Below are 15954 nucleotides of genomic sequence, written 5' to 3'. Positions count from 1 at the left end.
CCACCACATAACAAGGGAGATGAATTTGGACTACGTGTATTCAGCCGGCGCGACCTTGCTGGCCTACCTGATCGGCTCGCTGTCGTTTGCCGTCATCGTCAGCCGGGTGATGGGTTTGAGTGACCCCCGCAGCTACGGCAGCAAGAACCCCGGCGCCACCAACGTGCTGCGTTCCGGCAGCAAGGCAGCGGCGGCAATCACGTTACTGCTGGACGGCCTCAAGGGTTGGGTGCCGGTGGTGCTTGTCAAATGGTTTGGCGGTGACTATGGCCTGGGTGAAGGCACGATGGCTGCCGTCGGTCTGGCCGCCTTTCTGGGCCATCTTTACCCGGTGTTTTTCCAGTTCAAGGGCGGCAAGGGTGTGGCGACTGCAGCGGGGGTGTTGCTGGGCGTCAGCTGGGTATTGGGTGTTGCCACGCTGGCAACCTGGCTGATCGTGGCCTTTTTCTCGCGCTATTCCTCACTGGCATCACTGGTGGCAGCCGTTTTTTCGCCGCTGTATTACCTGTTTGGCGACCGAGCCGCCTGGTATGTCGACAAGAGCCTGCTGGCCATGATGGTCGTAGTCAGTGCGCTCCTGATCTATCGCCACCGCGAGAACATCAACAAGCTGATCAAGGGAACGGAGTCGAAGCTCGGTGGTTCAAAACAGGCCGCCAAGTAGGCGAGGGCCGTAACACGCTGCGGCAGGCTAGTAACGCTTGTCCAGCGTCATCAGGTTGTTGTCGCGCTTCATCTGAAAACGCGATAAAAAGCTGTTGCCCAACAGCAGAAAAGGCATGGGTTGCGGTGTCACCACGGCATCGACATCAAAGACTTCGACATCGCCCACGCGCACCGAGTTGAGCTTGATGCGGTAGCCCGGTGTAACACCGTTGGCTGTCGACATGCGCACCGGCTGGCCCTCTTTATAGTTGATGCCAGCGCGTTCGGCGTCAGCGACACTCATGGCAACGTTCGTGGCGCCGGTGTCAACCATGAACTGCACGGCCTTCCCGTTGATCTGCCCGGCCGTCATGAAGTGGCCGCCACCGCTTTCGCTGATGGTGATTCGCGTCCCCCGTCCGGCCGAGGCAGTGTTGCCACCTGAGTTCACCGGGGCATCGCCCACCCGCAAGGTGTGGCGCTTGCCGCCCTGCTCAATGACCGCCTGGTCGCTGGTGGTGGAAATAATCTTCACGCCCTGGTGTGTTTCACCGGGCGCGACACTCTTGGGTGAACCGCCGTTGACCACCAGCAGGGCCTTGGTGCCCATCATGCCGGCCAGAGCCACTGACTGGCCTTCGCTCTGCGCCTGGGCGGCGCCGTGCAGCAGCAAAGACGCGGACAGCAAAAATGCTGCTTGGGTGAGGGTAGGCAGAAGATTCATGGCAATCCTAATCGCGACGGTTGTCAAAACTCAGCGGAAAGTCCTTCATCTCCGACAGGATCAGCGCCATGGCGGCCTGCAGGTCGTCGCGCTTGGCGCCCGTGACGCGGACTTTTTCTTCCTGGATGGCGGCCTGCACCTTGAGTTTGCTGGTCTTGATGGCGGCCTGGATCTTCTTGGCGGTTTCGGTGTCGATGCCATTGCGGACCTTGTTGGTCTGCTTGACCTTGTCGCCGCCGATTTTTTCGATCTTGCCGGTGTCCAGAAAGCGCACGTCAACGCCTGCCTTCGCGAGCTTGGAGCGCAGGATGTCATTGATCTGGTCGATCTGGAAGTCGCCGTCGCCGACGAGGATGATGTCCTTGTCCTTCAGCTCGATGGAGGCCGAGGTGCCCTTGAAGTCAAACCGATTGCCGACTTCCTTGCCGGTGTTTTCCACGGCGTTTTTGACCTTGACCAGATCGGCTTCAAGAACGGTGTCGAAAGAGGGCATGGTGCAAGTCTTTTTTACGGGGGTTGGAGTGAGACAATCACCCGGATGTTAGTCGAGAAAAACGTTCCACTCCAGCATTCCAACACCTTTGGCATCGTCGCCAAGGCACTCAGCCTGGTGCGGGTGACAAAGGAGGCCGATATTGCCGCGTCTTTGCAGGACCCGGCCCTGAAGGCTGCCCCCAAGTTTGTGCTGGGCGGCGGAAGCAATATCGTGCTGACCGGCGACGTCAAGCCGCTGGTGCTCAAGGTCGAAATCATGGGTAAACGGCTGCTCAGGGAAGACGCGAAGGCCTGGATCATTGAGGCGGGTGCCGGTGAAAACTGGCACGACCTCGTCACCTGGACGCTGCAAAACGGCTACCCGGGCCTGGAAAATCTGGCATTAATTCCCGGAACGGTCGGTGCCTCACCGGTGCAGAACATCGGCGCCTATGGCGTGGAATTGCAAGACCGCTTTGAGTCGCTCGACGCCATCGATTTGACGACCGGCCAGCCATTTACCCTGAATGCCGCGCAATGCGCGTTTGGCTACCGTGATTCGGTGTTCAAACACAGCAGTTCGGCGCCGGAGTCAGCTACCCATGGTTTTGGGCTGGAGGGCAAGGCGTTTATCACGCGGGTGCGCTTTTCCCTTCCCAAGGCGTGGAAGCCGGTGCTGGGCTATGCCGACATCGACAAAAAAATGGCGCAATCCGGCATTCAGGCACCCGACGCTCAGCAAATTTACGACTGGATCTGCGAAATCCGCAAAGCCAAGCTGCCTGATCCTCAGGTGATTGGCAATGCCGGCAGCTTTTTCAAGAACCCGACCGTCTCGCCCGAGCAATGCGCCGACATCATCCAGAGGGAGCCCAAAATCGTTCACTACCACCTCGCCGACGGCACGGTCAAGCTGGCCGCCGGATGGCTCATTGACGCCTGTGGCTGGAAGGGCAAGACCATCGGCAATGCCGGTGTTTATGAAAAACAGGCACTGGTGCTGGTTAACCGCGGCGGCACGGCCGACCCGGTCACGGGCGGCGAGGTCATGACGCTGGCCAAGGCTATCCAGACCAGTGTGTACGAACGCTTTGGCATCCTGCTGGAGCCTGAACCGGTGGTGGTCTGATGGCGACCGCCACAAAGGTCTACACCGGGCCCGATATCGCGCTCTGGCGCCGCCTGGTGCTGCGCCATGCGCGGCAGCTTGCGGTCGTGCTGATCGTCCTCTGGGTGGTGCTGATGATGGCCGGCGAGGCCGGCTGGCGCAAACCGACGGGGCTGGCAACCGGAATATTTGGGTTGGTCGCCGCCATGGTGGTGCTGGCTGTGTGGGCAACGCGTGAACGCGAACGCCTGGTGCGCGAGGCGCCGCTGCCGCAGTTCCTCAAGCGCAAGCTGCGCGACACCTATCCGCACTTAAGCGTAAAAGACACCGAGCTGGTCGAGCGCGGGCTTCGGCAGTTTTTCCTGGCCTGCGTGCGCAGCAAGGGCAAGTTTGTGGCGATGCCGTCGCGCGTGGTCGACAGCATGTGGCACGAATTCATCCTGCACACGCGCGCCTACCGTGAATGGTGCGACCTCGTTCTGGGCCGTTTTATGGACCATGTACCGGCTGAAGTGCTGGGCCGCCGCGCTTCCAGCAACGACGGCCTGCGGCGCGCCTGGTACTGGGCCTGCCGCGACGAGGCCATCAAACCACGCTCGCCCAGCCGCCTGCCGCTGCTCTTTGCCCTGGATGCGAAGCTGGCGATCCCCAACGGCTTTCATTACCTGCCCGACTGCAGCCAGCCTCAGCGTGACGACGGAACAGGCGGCTCGGCAGGAGCTTATTGCGGCGAAAGCTTTTCCGACGGCAGCTACAGCGGCGATGCGGATGGGTTCGGCGGCTCCGAGGGCAGTAGCGCCGGTGATGGCAGCGGAGGCAGCGATGGCGGTAGCGACGGTGGTGGATGCGGCGGAGGTTGCGGCGGTGGGGGCGACTAGCGCGTGCCGAGGGACCAGAGGCCAACGAAAAGCCGCCTGAAGGCGGCTTTTTGACGTTTGCTATGTTTTTAATAGCTGCTTGTGCCCGTCAGATGGGCATTTCAGGTACTTTTCATGCCTGAAATGAAGATTGTGGAACGCCAAAACACTTTTTCGGCCGTTTTATGCCCTGCCCAAGCAGAAGCGGCTGGATTAACGAGGGGCGTGGGGTGAAAAGCAACCCGTCGTCATAATCGGCTGCGAAGTGCCATCAGATAGTGCCCATTTGGCGCATTGACCTCATTCCCATTGGCTCCAGAAACCACTATTCATGCTCGACGATATTAAAAAAACACTCTGGGCCGCGGCCGACAAGCTGCGCGCCAACATGGACGCCGCCGAATACAAGCACCTGGTGCTGGGCCTCATCTTCGTCAAATACATCTCCGACACTTTTGCCGCCCGCCGTGCTGAAGTCGCGGCACGGCTGGCTGATCCCAAGGATGACTACTTTTTCGAAGACGCTACGCCTCACAAGATCGCTTTGGAGCTGGAAGACCGCGACTATTACAAATCGGTCAACGTCTTCTGGGTGCCAGAAGCCGCGCGCTGGGAAAGCCTTCGCGCAGCGGCCAAACAACCCGACATAGGTAAACGCATTGACGACGCGCTGACGCTAGTCGAAGTTGAAAATCCCAAGCTCAAAGGCATTCTCGACAAGCGTTATGCGCGTGCGCAATTGCCCGACGGCAAGCTTGGTGAACTGGTAGACCTGATCTCGACGATCGGCTTCGGCGACAACCCTTCCATAGCGCGCGACATTCTGGGTCAGGTGTACGAATACTTCCTTGGAATGTTTGCAAATGCCGAAGGCAAGCGCGGCGGGCAGTTCTACACACCCGCAAGCATTGTGAAAACATTGGTGGCCGTGCTGAATCCACACAGTGGAAAGGTGTATGACCCGTGCTGCGGCTCGGGCGGAATGTTTGTACAAAGCGAGCAATTCATCGAAGCACATGGCGGCAAGCGTGGCGATGTTTCCATCTACGGGCAGGAGGCCAATCCCACCACCTGGCGCCTGGCTGCTATGAACCTGGCCATTCGCGGTATTGACTACAACTTGGGCAAAGAGCCCGCAGACACCTTCACACGCAACCAGCACTCCGACCTGCGCGCCGATTTCATTCTGGCCAACCCGCCCTTCAACATCAGCGACTGGTGGCACGGCAGCCTGGAGGGCGACGCGCGCTGGCACTATGGCGACCCGCCGAAAGGCAATGCCAACTACGCCTGGCTGCAACACATGTTGCACCACCTCAAGTCCACGGGACGCGCTGGCATCGTTCTAGCCAACGGCAGCATGAGCTCAAGTCAGAACAACGAGGGTCAGATACGGGCCGCCATGGTGGGAGCCGATGTGGTCGAGGTGATGATTGCACTGCCCGGGCAGTTGTTTTTCAATACACAAATTCCGGCGTGCTTGTGGTTTCTAGTCAAAAAGAAAACTCACCGAAAAGGCGAAGTACTGTTCATAGACGCCCGCAAACTTGCCACGATGATTTCCCGGGTGCAAAGCGAGCTCACCGATGAAGTCATTGCGCGCATTGCTAACACCGTCGCAGCTTGGCGCGGCGACGAACCCATCGCTCCAATATTTGTAGAAGGACGAGGCGCCTATGCGGACATCCCCGGTTTCTGCCGCAGCGTCAAGCTAACTGAAATCGCCCAGCACGGCCACGTGCTCACCCCCGGCCGATACGTGGGCGCGGAAGAGGCGGAAGACGACGACGAAGCCTTTGCCGACAAGATGACCAAGCTGACCGAGAAGCTGGGTGAACAAATGGCCAAGGGCGCGGAGTTGGACGCGCTGATTAGACAGAAGCTGGGGGGGATGGGGTATGAGTTTTGACCTGACAGTTCTGCCGCTTGAAGACTGTATTGATGCGTTGATCGACTACCGAGGAAAGACCCCGGTAAAGACGGAGTCCGGTATTCCGCTAGTTACGGCGAAGATCATCAAAGGCGGACGCATTGAAACGCCAACAGAGTTCATTGCAAAAGACGATTACGTCGCTTGGATGCGCCGGGGTATGCCCAAAGAAGGCGACGTTGTTTTGACGGTTGAAGCGCCGCTCGGTGAAGTGGCGCAACTCGGTCCAGAAAAGATTGCACTTGCCCAGCGTGTCGTGACCTTACGTGGCAAAGCAGGGGTGCTTGACAGCACTTATCTGCTGTACTTGCTGCAAACTGAGGAAATGCAGTCGCAACTAAAGTCTCGCGCAACGGGCACGACGGTGCTCGGCATAAAGCAGAGTGAATTGCGAAAGGTAGCATTGAGTCTGCCTCCGTTTGATTTGCAGTTGAGCGCAGCAGCAACGCTCAAAGCCCTCGATGACCGCATCACCCTCCTGCGCGAAACCAACGCGACGATGGAAGCCATCGCCCAGGCGCTGTTCAAGTCGTGGTTTGTCGATTTCGACCCCGTGCGCGCCAAGATGGAAGGCCGCCCCCCCGAAGGCATGGACGAGGCTGCTGCGGCACTGTTCCCAGATGGGTTTGAGGAGTCGGAATTGGGCTTAGTGCCGAGCGGGTGGCGCGTGTTACCGATTGGCGACGCGGTTGACGCAGTCGGCGGCGCTACGCCCGATACTAAAAATCCCGTTTACTGGGAGCCCGCAATCCACTGCTGGACAACACCTAAAGACCTTTCTGGGATTTCTGCCCCCTTGTTGCTGGACACAGAGCGCAAGCTCAGCGACGAAGGTTTGGCGAAGATAGGTTCAGGTGCTCTACCCACTGGTACGTTGCTCCTGTCGTCGCGTGCACCGATTGGCTACCTGGCGCTGGCTCAAGTGCCTTTGGCCATCAACCAAGGCTATATCGCCATGTTGCCGGGTGGTTTGCTACCGCCGTTGTACATGTTGTTCTGGTGTCAGCAAAATATGGATGTCATCAAGGGTAGAGCCAATGGCTCTACCTTCATGGAGATTAGCAAGAAAGCGTTTCGACCAATTCCAGCACTAGTTCCATCAGTAAATGTCGTTCAAAAATTCGCAGAAGTAGTGGGCGTTCTATTTGATCGACTGATAGAGAACGAGAGGCAGGCCCAAACCTTGGCAACCCTCCGCGACACGCTTCTCCCGCGCCTGATCTCGGGGCAACTGCGGTTGCCTGAAGCCGTTGAAACTGTAGAAGAGGAAGTCCTGTGAACGAACCGATTCAAGAACGAGAAGCGCACTGGACTGAGTTTCGCAAACTATGGCCGCTTGAGCGCCTGGAGCGGTTGACAATTGCCGAATACACCAAAAACAAGTCGAAGGACTCGTTTATTTATTGGGTAGAAATTGAAACGAACGACTTGGGTGGCTACAAAGGTGGCGGTGCCTTCAAGTTTGGGATTTACCACCGAGACCAAGCACCAAAAGAAAAGCGGGCTCACTTCATGCACGGCAAGGAGTACTCATGGCTTAAGAAGTACGGTGACGATGAGAATATCGTGTTTGCAAATGTCATGAAGCAGATAGTTTCCGTTGCGCGTGCCGCAGAAGCTGGTGACTTCGTTGCAGTTGAAAAGGCCGATCTTGGTGTTGGGTACAAGTGGAAGATCGCGTTTCTATATCAAAGTCGTGAAGCTCCAAGTGTTCTTCCGATTTTTAAGCCTGAGAGCTTGCGCACTGCTGCGGGCATCAAGAAAAAAATTCCGCAGCAGGAGATGTATGCAGCCCTGATGGCTGCGAAGGGTGATGAAAATATCTTTACCTATGCGGATGAGCTTTGGGCCAAAGTGGTTGCGCTTCAAGCTGCAAAGCTGACCACCGAGCAGGCGTATGAATTTCTATTGGTCTCTGAGCGCTTCAAACCAACTAAGTCGCCTACGGACAAGATGGCTGGCTTCGAATCAGAGGCCGGCTTGCAGCTTGCCTTGGTGCTCGAAAACAAAGCGCCTACCATTTTCTTGAGTGATGGACCTTGGCGTGATCTGGTGAGCGAAAAACTCACCAAAATTACCCTGTACGACAAGAGCAAGCCGCGCAACAGCAACCTGGCGGCCAACGCATCAACACTCGCTGAGGGTAATGTTGCCGTAAGCGTGCAAGTTCCGACCGAAGCAGCCCTTATTGTTCTTTGCGAAGCTTACGATGCACCCGAGTTTCTGGATATCCCCAATGCATTGTTGGAAAGCAACTTGTCTATGACCACTATTCCGCTAAATCAAATTCTCTATGGCCCTCCGGGAACGGGAAAAACCTACCGCACCATCGACGAGGCCGTGAAAATTCTCGATGGAGATTTCTTCCGGACCCATGTCGATAATCGTGCCGTGCTTAAAGGCCGCTTTGATGAACTAACGAATGATGGGCACATTCGATTTGTCACATTTCATCAAAGTTTCAGCTACGAAGACTTTGTGGAGGGTTTGAGGGCGAACAATGATGGTGACGGGCGTCTGCGGTATGAGGTGGTGGACGGCGTTTTCAAAGCATTGTGTGATTCTGCTGCGGCGCGGGTGACCAAGCAGGCAGAAGGGCCGATTGATCTCAGTGGGCGAAGAATCTGGAAAATGTCCCTGGGCAATACGAACGGGCGGGACGCTTACATCTACGACGAATGCATAGACCAGGGGTATGCATTGCTGGGCTACGGCGGGGATGTTGACTTCAGTGGATGCAAGACCCGCGATGACGTTTTGCAGCGCTTTCGGGAGAAAGATCCGGCAGTCAAAGATGGCGACTATGAGGTAACGGCAGTCTCTACTTTTCTGCTTCGAGTGAAAGTTGGCGACTTGTTGGTGGTGACTGATGGTCTTACCAAATTTCGCGCAATTGGTCAGGTAACCGGTGACTATTCTTGTGTGATTCGATCGGAGGGAGATGGTTACGGTCAACGCCGTCAGATGAAATGGCTGCGCGTGTATTCACCGTCGCTCGCGCATGAGCAACTTATGAATAATCAGTTCAGCCAGGCAACAATCTATGAGGTGAGGCCGCATGCAATCAACATGGCAAAGCTTGGTGATTTGCTGGGATCAGAGGGGTCCGCGCAACCAGGCAATGCCAGAAATGGTGTTGATGTGGCTGGCGTGGGAACCCCTAAAGTGCTGATCATTGACGAGATAAATCGGGGCAATATCTCCCGAATATTTGGCGAACTTATTACGTTGATTGAGGCAAGTAAACGTAGTGGCCGACCGGAAGCGCTGGAAGCTACCCTTCCATACTCTAAAAAACCGTTCAGCGTTCCCGAAAATCTGTATCTCATAGGAACCATGAACACCACGGACCGCTCGCTGGCAGGATTGGATATTGCGCTAAGGCGACGCTTCTCATTTATCGAGCTGCCACCTCAGCCCGAGTTGCTTAAAGGTGTCAGCGTTGGTGGAGTTGACCTGCAAGAAATGCTGGAGACTATCAATGAACGGATCGAGATTCTCCTGGATCGTGACCACCGCTTGGGGCATGCCTATTTCATGTCACTGACGTCAAGCTCTGAGTTTTCAGCTCTGGCAGGAATATTCAGGCAGCAGATATTGCCATTGCTCCAGGAGTACTTTTTTGAGGACTGGGCGAGGATTTCCTGGGTACTTAATGATCACCGAAAGACTAATAAGGAACACCGTTTTATTGATCGTCCCCAGAACAAAGTGTCCGAGCTGTTTGGGAATGTGGGTGATGCGAGACTTCAAGACAACCGTTGGCTGATTAATGAAAAAGCCTTCAAGTTGCCAGAGAGCTATCAGGGCATAACCAAGGTGCTTTCTTGACCCTTGTGACCGTGCGTGAGTATGCACGGTTGACCACAGCTGAGAATTACCGTTCGCTGGACGAGCACACAGTGACGGAGTCGGCGTTTAACTATCTATGCCAACTGTCAGCTGGTTTTAGACTTGGTGGCGCTAACTTGCTGCAGATGGAAGATCGCATCTCGTTAAGGCTTGATAGTTTTGTTGGTGTGGTTGAAACGCCTTGCGGTACCGTCCTGGAAATCCTTCCAAAGCATGCAGACCATGCCGATGATGCGGACTGGGCGCGAGTGCTGCTCAAAAAAGTATTGCCATGTGCGCTGGATTTGGCAACTCGAGACGTAAGCACCGCAAGCATTGAGTTATTTAAAAGCCCGATTTCCGAGTGGGTAATGGCTCAATTTCTGCAGTCGCTTGATCACCTCGTAAAGCGCGGCATGCGCTTTGATTATTTGCGGGTTGAAGAAGAGCAGCGCTTTTTACGAGGGCAGCTTGACGTTGCCCGGCAGATGCGTCAACCGCCCGGGCGACGGCATTTTTTTCAAATTCGGCACGATGTATTTTCACCCGATCGCCCTGAAAACCGTTTGCTTAAAAGCGCGCTGCACAAGGTTTGCAAACATACGCAGGAGGCCGGCAACTGGCGTCTAGCGCATGAGTTGGCTTCCTTGTTGGCAGAGATACCCGCTTCAACCGACCAAGGGGGCGACTTCCGCTGCTGGCGCGGCGATCGCCTGATGGCTCACTATCAGCCAGCCAAACCATGGTGCGAGTTGGTGCTGGGGGAACACATGCCACTGGCGCTCAAGGGCAAGTCGCATGGCATCAGCATGTTGTTTCCAATGGAGAAGCTGTTTGAGCGCTATGTTGCGAACAGGCTGCAGAGTTGTTTGAATCCTGGCGCAGCGTTAAACACTCAGGTTAGCCGGAAGTCACTTTGCAAACATGAGGGTAGCGATTTTTTCCGACTCAAGCCGGATCTGTTGTTGACGTATAGCGGAAAGACTTGGGTACTTGATACCAAATGGAAGCGATTGGATGGCATCTTGCGAGCCTACGGCGATGACGATGGCGCGCGGAAGTACGGCCTGAGTCAGAGCGATTTTTATCAGCTCTTTGCGTATGGGCATAAATACCAGGGCGGCAAAGGTGATGTCGTGTTGATCTACCCGGTGACCAGGGAATTCGGCAAGCTGTTGCCGGTTTTCAAATTTTCTCCGGAGATGAACTTGTGGGTGATGCCTTTTGATCTGGAGAATGACACGCTCCTCCATGAAGAGGTGCCGCTGCCGCTGGCGAGCGCAAGTGGGATTGAGCAACGCGCCACCCTGCCGTGTTAGATTGCCCGAGTCGAAGCCTTTGAGGTGACCTAATGACCGAAGACCAACTCGAACAAGAAACCTTGGGCTGGCTCACAGACGTGGGTTACGTCCACCACTTCGGACCCGAGATTGCCCACGATGGCAGCAATCCCCAGCGCACCGATTACCGTCAGGTCGTATTGGCCAAGCGTCTGCGCGCGGCCATCGCGCGGCTGAACCCAGCGATTCCCGCTGCGGCGCAGGAAGATGCGGTGGGGCAGGTGCTGAATCTGGGCATTCCGTCGCTGCTGTCGGCCAACCGGGCTTTTCATAAACTGCTGGTGGGTGGCGTGCCCGTGCAGTACCAGAAGGGTGGCGATACCCGTGGCGACTTTGTACGCCTGATCGACTGGGCAGATGCATCCCGGAACGACTATTGGGCCGTCAATCAGTTCAGCATCAAGGCGGCACACCACACCAGGCGGCCCGATATCGTGCTGTTTCTCAACGGGCTGCCGCTGGTCTTAATCGAGCTGAAAAACCCGGCTGACCTGAACGCGGATGTGTGGAAGGCCTACGATCAGATCCAGACTTATAAGGAACAGATTCCCGACGTCTTCCAGACCAACGAGATGCTGGTGATTTCGGATGGCACCGACGCGCTGCTGGGCTCGCTATCAGCCGACCCGGAGCGCTTCATGGCCTGGCGCACGATTGACGGCGACACGGTTGATCCGCTGGGCCAGTTCAACGAGTTGCAAACGCTGGTGCGCGGTGTGCTGGCGCCCAAATACCTGCTGGACTACCTGCGCTACTTTGTGCTGTTTGAGGACGACGGCACACTGGTCAAGAAGATTGCCGGCTACCACCAGTTTCACGCGGTGCGTGCGGCCATCACCCAGGTGGTAGCGGCATCGCGCCCCGGTGGATCACACAAAGGTGGCGTGGTCTGGCACACCCAGGGCAGCGGCAAGAGCATCACCATGACGTGCTTTGCGGCGCGGGTGATGCAAGAGACGGCGATGGAGAACCCGACCATCGTGGTCATCACCGACCGCAACGATCTGGATGGTCAGCTTTTTGGCGTGTTCAGCCTGGCGCAAGACCTGCTGCGCGAGCAGCCGGCGCAGGCGACAACGCGGCAAGAGCTACGCACCCTGCTGGGCAACCGACCGTCGGGCGGCATTGTGTTTGCCACCATCCAGAAGTTCATGCCGGGGGAAGATGAGGACAACTTCCCGGTGCTTTCGGACCGGCACAACATTGTGGTGATTGCCGACGAGGCGCACCGAACGCAATACGGCTTTGAGGCCAAACTCAAGACTCGAAAGATCAAGCCGGAGGGAGGTAAGAGCCCGGCCGTGGCGGCGGTTGCGACTGATGGCGAAGTTCACACAACTGCAGCAACCGCTGACTTTGCATCACCCGAATACAGGGTGAGCTACGAGGCGGGTTATGCCCAGCACCTGCGTGACGCCTTGCCCCATGCCACCTTTGTGGCGTTTACCGGCACGCCGGTCAGCGGCACCGACCGCGACACGCGCGCGGTGTTTGGCGACTACATCCATGTCTACGACATGCAGCAGGCCAAGGAAGACGGGGCTACGGTGGCCATCTATTACGAGAGCCGTCTGGCCAAGCTGCGCCTGAAGGACGAAGACCTGCCCACCATTGACGACGAAGTGGATGAGCTGGCGGAGGGCGAGGAAGAAAGCGCCCAGGCCCAGCTCAAGAGCCGTTGGGCCGCGCTAGAAAAGGTGGTGGGCGCCAAACCCCGAGTCGAGAGCGTTGCCGCCGATCTGGTTGCCCACTTTGAGGAGCGCAACAAAACCCAGTCCGGCAAAGCCATGGTGGTGGCGATGAGCCGCGACATCTGCGTACAGCTGTATGACGCGATTACCGCGCTCAAACCCGACTGGCACGACACCGATCCTGAAAAGGGGGCCGTCAAGGTCATCATGACCGGCGCGGCATCTGACCGCCCCCTGCTGCGGCCCCACATCTATAGCGGCCAGACCAAGAAGCGGCTGGAAAAGCGATTCAAAGACGCCAAAGACCCGCTCCGCTTGGTGATTGTGCGCGACATGTGGCTGACTGGCTTTGATGCGCCTTGCGTGCACACGCTGTATGTGGACAAGCCCATGAAGGGGCACAACCTGATGCAGGCCATTGCCCGCGTTAACCGCGTCTTCAAGGACAAGCAGGGCGGCCTGGTGGTGGACTACATCGGCATTGGCAACGAGCTCAAAGCCGCGATGAAGGAATACACCGCCAGCAAGGGGCGCGGGCGTCCCACGGTGGATGCGCATGAAGCTTACAGCGTGCTGGCGGAAAAAATGGACGTGCTGCGCGCGATGCTGCACGGGTTTGACTACAGCGGCTTCTTGACCGGCGGGCACAAGACACTGGCGGGTGCGGCCAACCATGTGTTGGGTATCAAAGAGGGGAAGAAACGATTTGCCGACGTGGCGCTGGCCATGAGCAAGGCGTTCACCTTGTGCTGCACGTTAGACGAGGCAAAAGCAGTGCGCGAAGAGGTGGCATTCCTGCAGGCGGTCAAAGTGATTTTGACCAAACGGGATGTAGCAACGAAAAAGCGTACCGACGAAGCGCGGGAGTTGGCGATCAAGCAGATCATTGACTCTGCAGTAGTGTCCGAAAGTGTCGTGGATATTTTTGACGCGGTGGGGTTGGAGAAACCCAACATCGGCCTATTGGACGATGAGTTCCTCGCCCAGGTGCGCAACCTGCCGGAGCGCAACCTGGCCGTGGAGCTGCTGGAGCGGCTGTTGGAAGGCGAGATTAAAAGCAAATTCGCCAGCAACATCGTGCAGGAGCGCAAGTTCTCCGAACTGCTGACCAACGTGATCGCGCGCTACCAGAACAGGTCCATCGAGACGGCGCAGGTGATGGAGGAACTGGTGGACATGGCCAAGAAATTCCGCGAAGCCGCGAGCCGCGGCGAGGTGCTGGGTCTCAACGACGATGAGGTGCGCTTCTATGACGCGCTGGCCACCAACGAATCTGCGGTGCGGGAACTAACAGACGAGACCTTAAAGAAGATTGCCCACGAGCTGACCGAGAACCTGCGGCAGAACATCTCCGTAGACTGGTCAGAGCGAGAGAGCGTGCGCGCCAAACTGCGCCTGATGGTCAAGCGCATTCTCCGCAAATACAAGTACCCGCCCGATCTGCAAGATGCAGCAGTCGAGCTGGTGCTTCAGCAGGCCCAGGCTTTGGGCGAAAGCTGGGGCGAGTAGCGCGGAGGCTTACTTTCCCAACTTCAAAAAGTCATCCCCCTTACCCAACTCCAGCATCCCCGCGTTGGAATAAATCCCCAGCTTGGCCCGCGTATCCGTGATGTCCAAGTTACGCATCGTCAGCTGCCCAATCCGGTCGAGTGGCGAGAACGGCGCGTCTTCGACCTTTTCCATGCTCAAACGCTCAGGCGCGTAAGTCAGGTTGGGCGACTCGGTGTTCAGCAAGCTGTAGTCGTTGCCGCGGCGCAGTTCCAGCGTCACGGTGCCGGTGATCGCGCTGGCGATCCAGCGTTGGGCGGTTTCGCGCAGCATGATGGCCTGGCTGTCGAACCAGCGGCCCTGGTACAGCAGGCGGCCCAGCTTGCGGCCGTTGTCGCGGTATTGTTCGATGGTGTCTTCGTTGTGGATGCCGGTGACCAGGCGCTCGTAGGCGATGAACAGCAGGGCCAGGCCGGGGGCTTCGTAGATGCCGCGGCTCTTGGCTTCGATGATGCGGTTTTCGATCTGGTCGCTCATGCCCAGGCCGTGGCGGCCGCCGATTTCGTTGGCCTTGAGGATCAGGCTCACGAGGTCGGGGTAGGCGACGCCGTTGAGCGCGACGGGGCGGCCTTCTTCAAAGGTCACGCTGACTTCTTCGGCCTTGACGACGCAATCGTCCTTCCAGAACGGCACGCCCATGATGGGGTTGACGATCTTGATGCCGCTGTTGAGGTTTTCCAGGTCTTTGGCTTCGTGCGTGGCGCCCAGCATGTTGCTGTCGGTGCTGTAGGCCTTTTCGGCGCTCATCTTGTAGCCAAAGCCGTTGGCCGTCATGAAGGCGCTCATCTCGGCGCGGCCACCCAGCTCGTCGATGAACTGCTGGTCCAGCCAGGGTTTGTAGATCTTCAGCGCGGGGTTGGTCAGCAGGCCGTAGCGGTAGAAGCGCTCGATGTCATTGCCCTTGAAGGTGGAGCCATCTCCCCAGATGTTCACGTCGTCCTGCTTCATGGCAGACACCAGCATCGTGCCCGTTACAGCGCGGCCCAGCGGCGTGGTGTTGAAGTAGGTGACGCCTGCGGTGGTGATGTGGAACGCGCCGCTTTGCAGCGCGGCAATGCCTTCGGCGGCGAGCTGTGGGCGGCAGTCGACCAGGCGCGCCTTGATGGCGCCGTATTCCATGGCCTTGCGCGGGATCTCGTCGTAGTCGGCTTCGTCGGGCTGGCCCAGGTTGGCGGTATAGGCGTAGGGCAGGGCGCCCTTCTGCTTCATCCACAACAGCGCGGCGCTGGTGTCCAGGCCGCCAGAGAACGCGATGCCGACCTTTTGGTTGGCGGGGATGTTTTGCAGAATGGTGTTGGACATGTTTTAGGCCTGAATATCGCTGAAAGCCGCGCAGAACGGGTGCGAGCAGCTATGAAAAAAGGAGCGGAGGATCGGTTTGGGGTGGATCTAGACGCTTTTTAACCGAAATGGCAGATGTAGTGGTAAGCCGCTTCGCCCGCTGCAACGCGGATTTCGAATTTGGCGTTACCGGGCACGCTGAATTTTTCGCCTGCCGAAGACTTGACCCAGCTGTCGCTGCCGGCCAGCTTGTATTCGCACGCGCCGGCCACGCATTCCATGATTTCGGGCGCGCCGGTGTTGAAGGTCAGGGTGGCCGGCAGGATCACGCCGACCGATTTTTTGGTGCCGTCGGCCAGCGTGATGCCGTGGCTCACGCATTTGCCGTCAAAGTAGACGTTGGCCTTGGTGATCACGCTGATGTTGTCGATTTTTTCGGTTGGCATGGGAATGTGCTGAAAAGAGACTGAAAGAGGCGGGAAGAGAAGAAAGGGGCCGTTCCGGGCGGCGGGAAAGCACCGCGTG

12 protein-coding genes are annotated in these 15954 nt (G+C 57.5%); 8 read left to right on the top strand and 4 right to left on the bottom strand.

Annotated elements, in window-relative coordinates; genetic code table 11:
* Positions 1-25: 25 nt before the first annotated feature.
* On the top strand, positions 26-664 hold the full coding sequence (gene plsY / locus AC1D1J_RS06875; RefSeq protein WP_477688409.1) for a glycerol-3-phosphate 1-O-acyltransferase PlsY: 639 nt from the start codon (positions 26-28) through the stop codon (positions 662-664).
* 27 nt (positions 665-691) lie between these two features.
* Here plsY and AC1D1J_RS06870 read toward each other — a convergent pair whose 3' ends face one another.
* Both AC1D1J_RS06870 and AC1D1J_RS06865 read right to left on the bottom strand, forming a co-directional pair.
* Positions 692-1369 (bottom strand): retropepsin-like aspartic protease family protein, encoded by a 678-nt coding sequence (locus AC1D1J_RS06870; RefSeq protein WP_477694227.1) that lies wholly within the window; start codon positions 1367-1369, stop codon positions 692-694.
* A gap of 7 nt (positions 1370-1376) precedes the next feature.
* Complete coding sequence (locus tag AC1D1J_RS06865) at positions 1377-1862, bottom strand: YajQ family cyclic di-GMP-binding protein (RefSeq protein WP_477688329.1); 486 nt, start codon at positions 1860-1862, stop codon at positions 1377-1379.
* A 45-nt stretch (positions 1863-1907) separates the two neighbouring features.
* On the opposite strand from AC1D1J_RS06865, the gene murB reads away from it, so the two are divergent.
* From murB to AC1D1J_RS06830, 7 genes are all read left to right on the top strand, one after another.
* A complete protein-coding gene (gene murB, locus AC1D1J_RS06860) occupies positions 1908-2972 on the top strand; it encodes a UDP-N-acetylmuramate dehydrogenase (RefSeq protein ID WP_477694226.1) in 1065 nt (354 codons plus the stop codon).
* Positions 2972-3829, top strand: a complete 858-nt coding sequence (locus AC1D1J_RS06855) for a glycine-rich domain-containing protein (protein WP_477694225.1) — start codon at positions 2972-2974, stop codon at positions 3827-3829. Before murB ends, AC1D1J_RS06855 begins: the two co-directional genes overlap by 1 nt.
* A gap of 310 nt (positions 3830-4139) precedes the next feature.
* Entirely contained in the window at positions 4140-5717 is a 1578-nt protein-coding gene (locus tag AC1D1J_RS06850) for a class I SAM-dependent DNA methyltransferase (RefSeq protein ID WP_477694224.1), read from the top strand.
* On the top strand, positions 5707-7017 hold the full coding sequence (locus AC1D1J_RS06845) for a restriction endonuclease subunit S (protein ID WP_477694223.1): 1311 nt from the start codon (positions 5707-5709) through the stop codon (positions 7015-7017). The genes AC1D1J_RS06850 and AC1D1J_RS06845 overlap by 11 nt, the downstream gene beginning before the upstream one ends.
* Positions 7014-9569: an AAA family ATPase gene (locus AC1D1J_RS06840; protein WP_477694222.1), complete on the top strand. Its 2556-nt coding sequence runs from the start codon at positions 7014-7016 to the stop codon at positions 9567-9569. The genes AC1D1J_RS06845 and AC1D1J_RS06840 overlap by 4 nt, the downstream gene beginning before the upstream one ends.
* A 5-nt stretch (positions 9570-9574) precedes the next feature.
* A complete protein-coding gene (locus AC1D1J_RS06835; protein ID WP_477694482.1) occupies positions 9575-10888 on the top strand; it encodes an McrC family protein in 1314 nt (437 codons plus the stop codon).
* A 32-nt stretch (positions 10889-10920) separates the two neighbouring features.
* Positions 10921-14109 carry a type I restriction endonuclease subunit R gene (locus AC1D1J_RS06830; RefSeq protein WP_477694221.1) on the top strand — a complete coding sequence of 1063 codons (3189 nt, stop codon included), beginning with the start codon at positions 10921-10923 and terminating at the stop codon, positions 14107-14109.
* 9 nt (positions 14110-14118) lie between these two features.
* Here AC1D1J_RS06830 and argG read toward each other — a convergent pair whose 3' ends face one another.
* Positions 14119-15450: an argininosuccinate synthase gene (gene argG, locus AC1D1J_RS06825; RefSeq protein WP_457279903.1), complete on the bottom strand. Its 1332-nt coding sequence runs from the start codon at positions 15448-15450 to the stop codon at positions 14119-14121.
* A gap of 98 nt (positions 15451-15548) precedes the next feature.
* Positions 15549-15875 carry a pyrimidine/purine nucleoside phosphorylase gene (gene ppnP / locus AC1D1J_RS06820; protein ID WP_477650163.1) on the bottom strand — a complete coding sequence of 109 codons (327 nt, stop codon included), beginning with the start codon at positions 15873-15875 and terminating at the stop codon, positions 15549-15551.
* Between the last annotated feature and the right edge of the window lie 79 nt (positions 15876-15954).

The sequence above is a fragment of the Polaromonas sp. P1_F8 genome (assembly GCF_056405635.1).
This window is presented reverse-complemented; position numbering and strand designations above follow the sequence as displayed.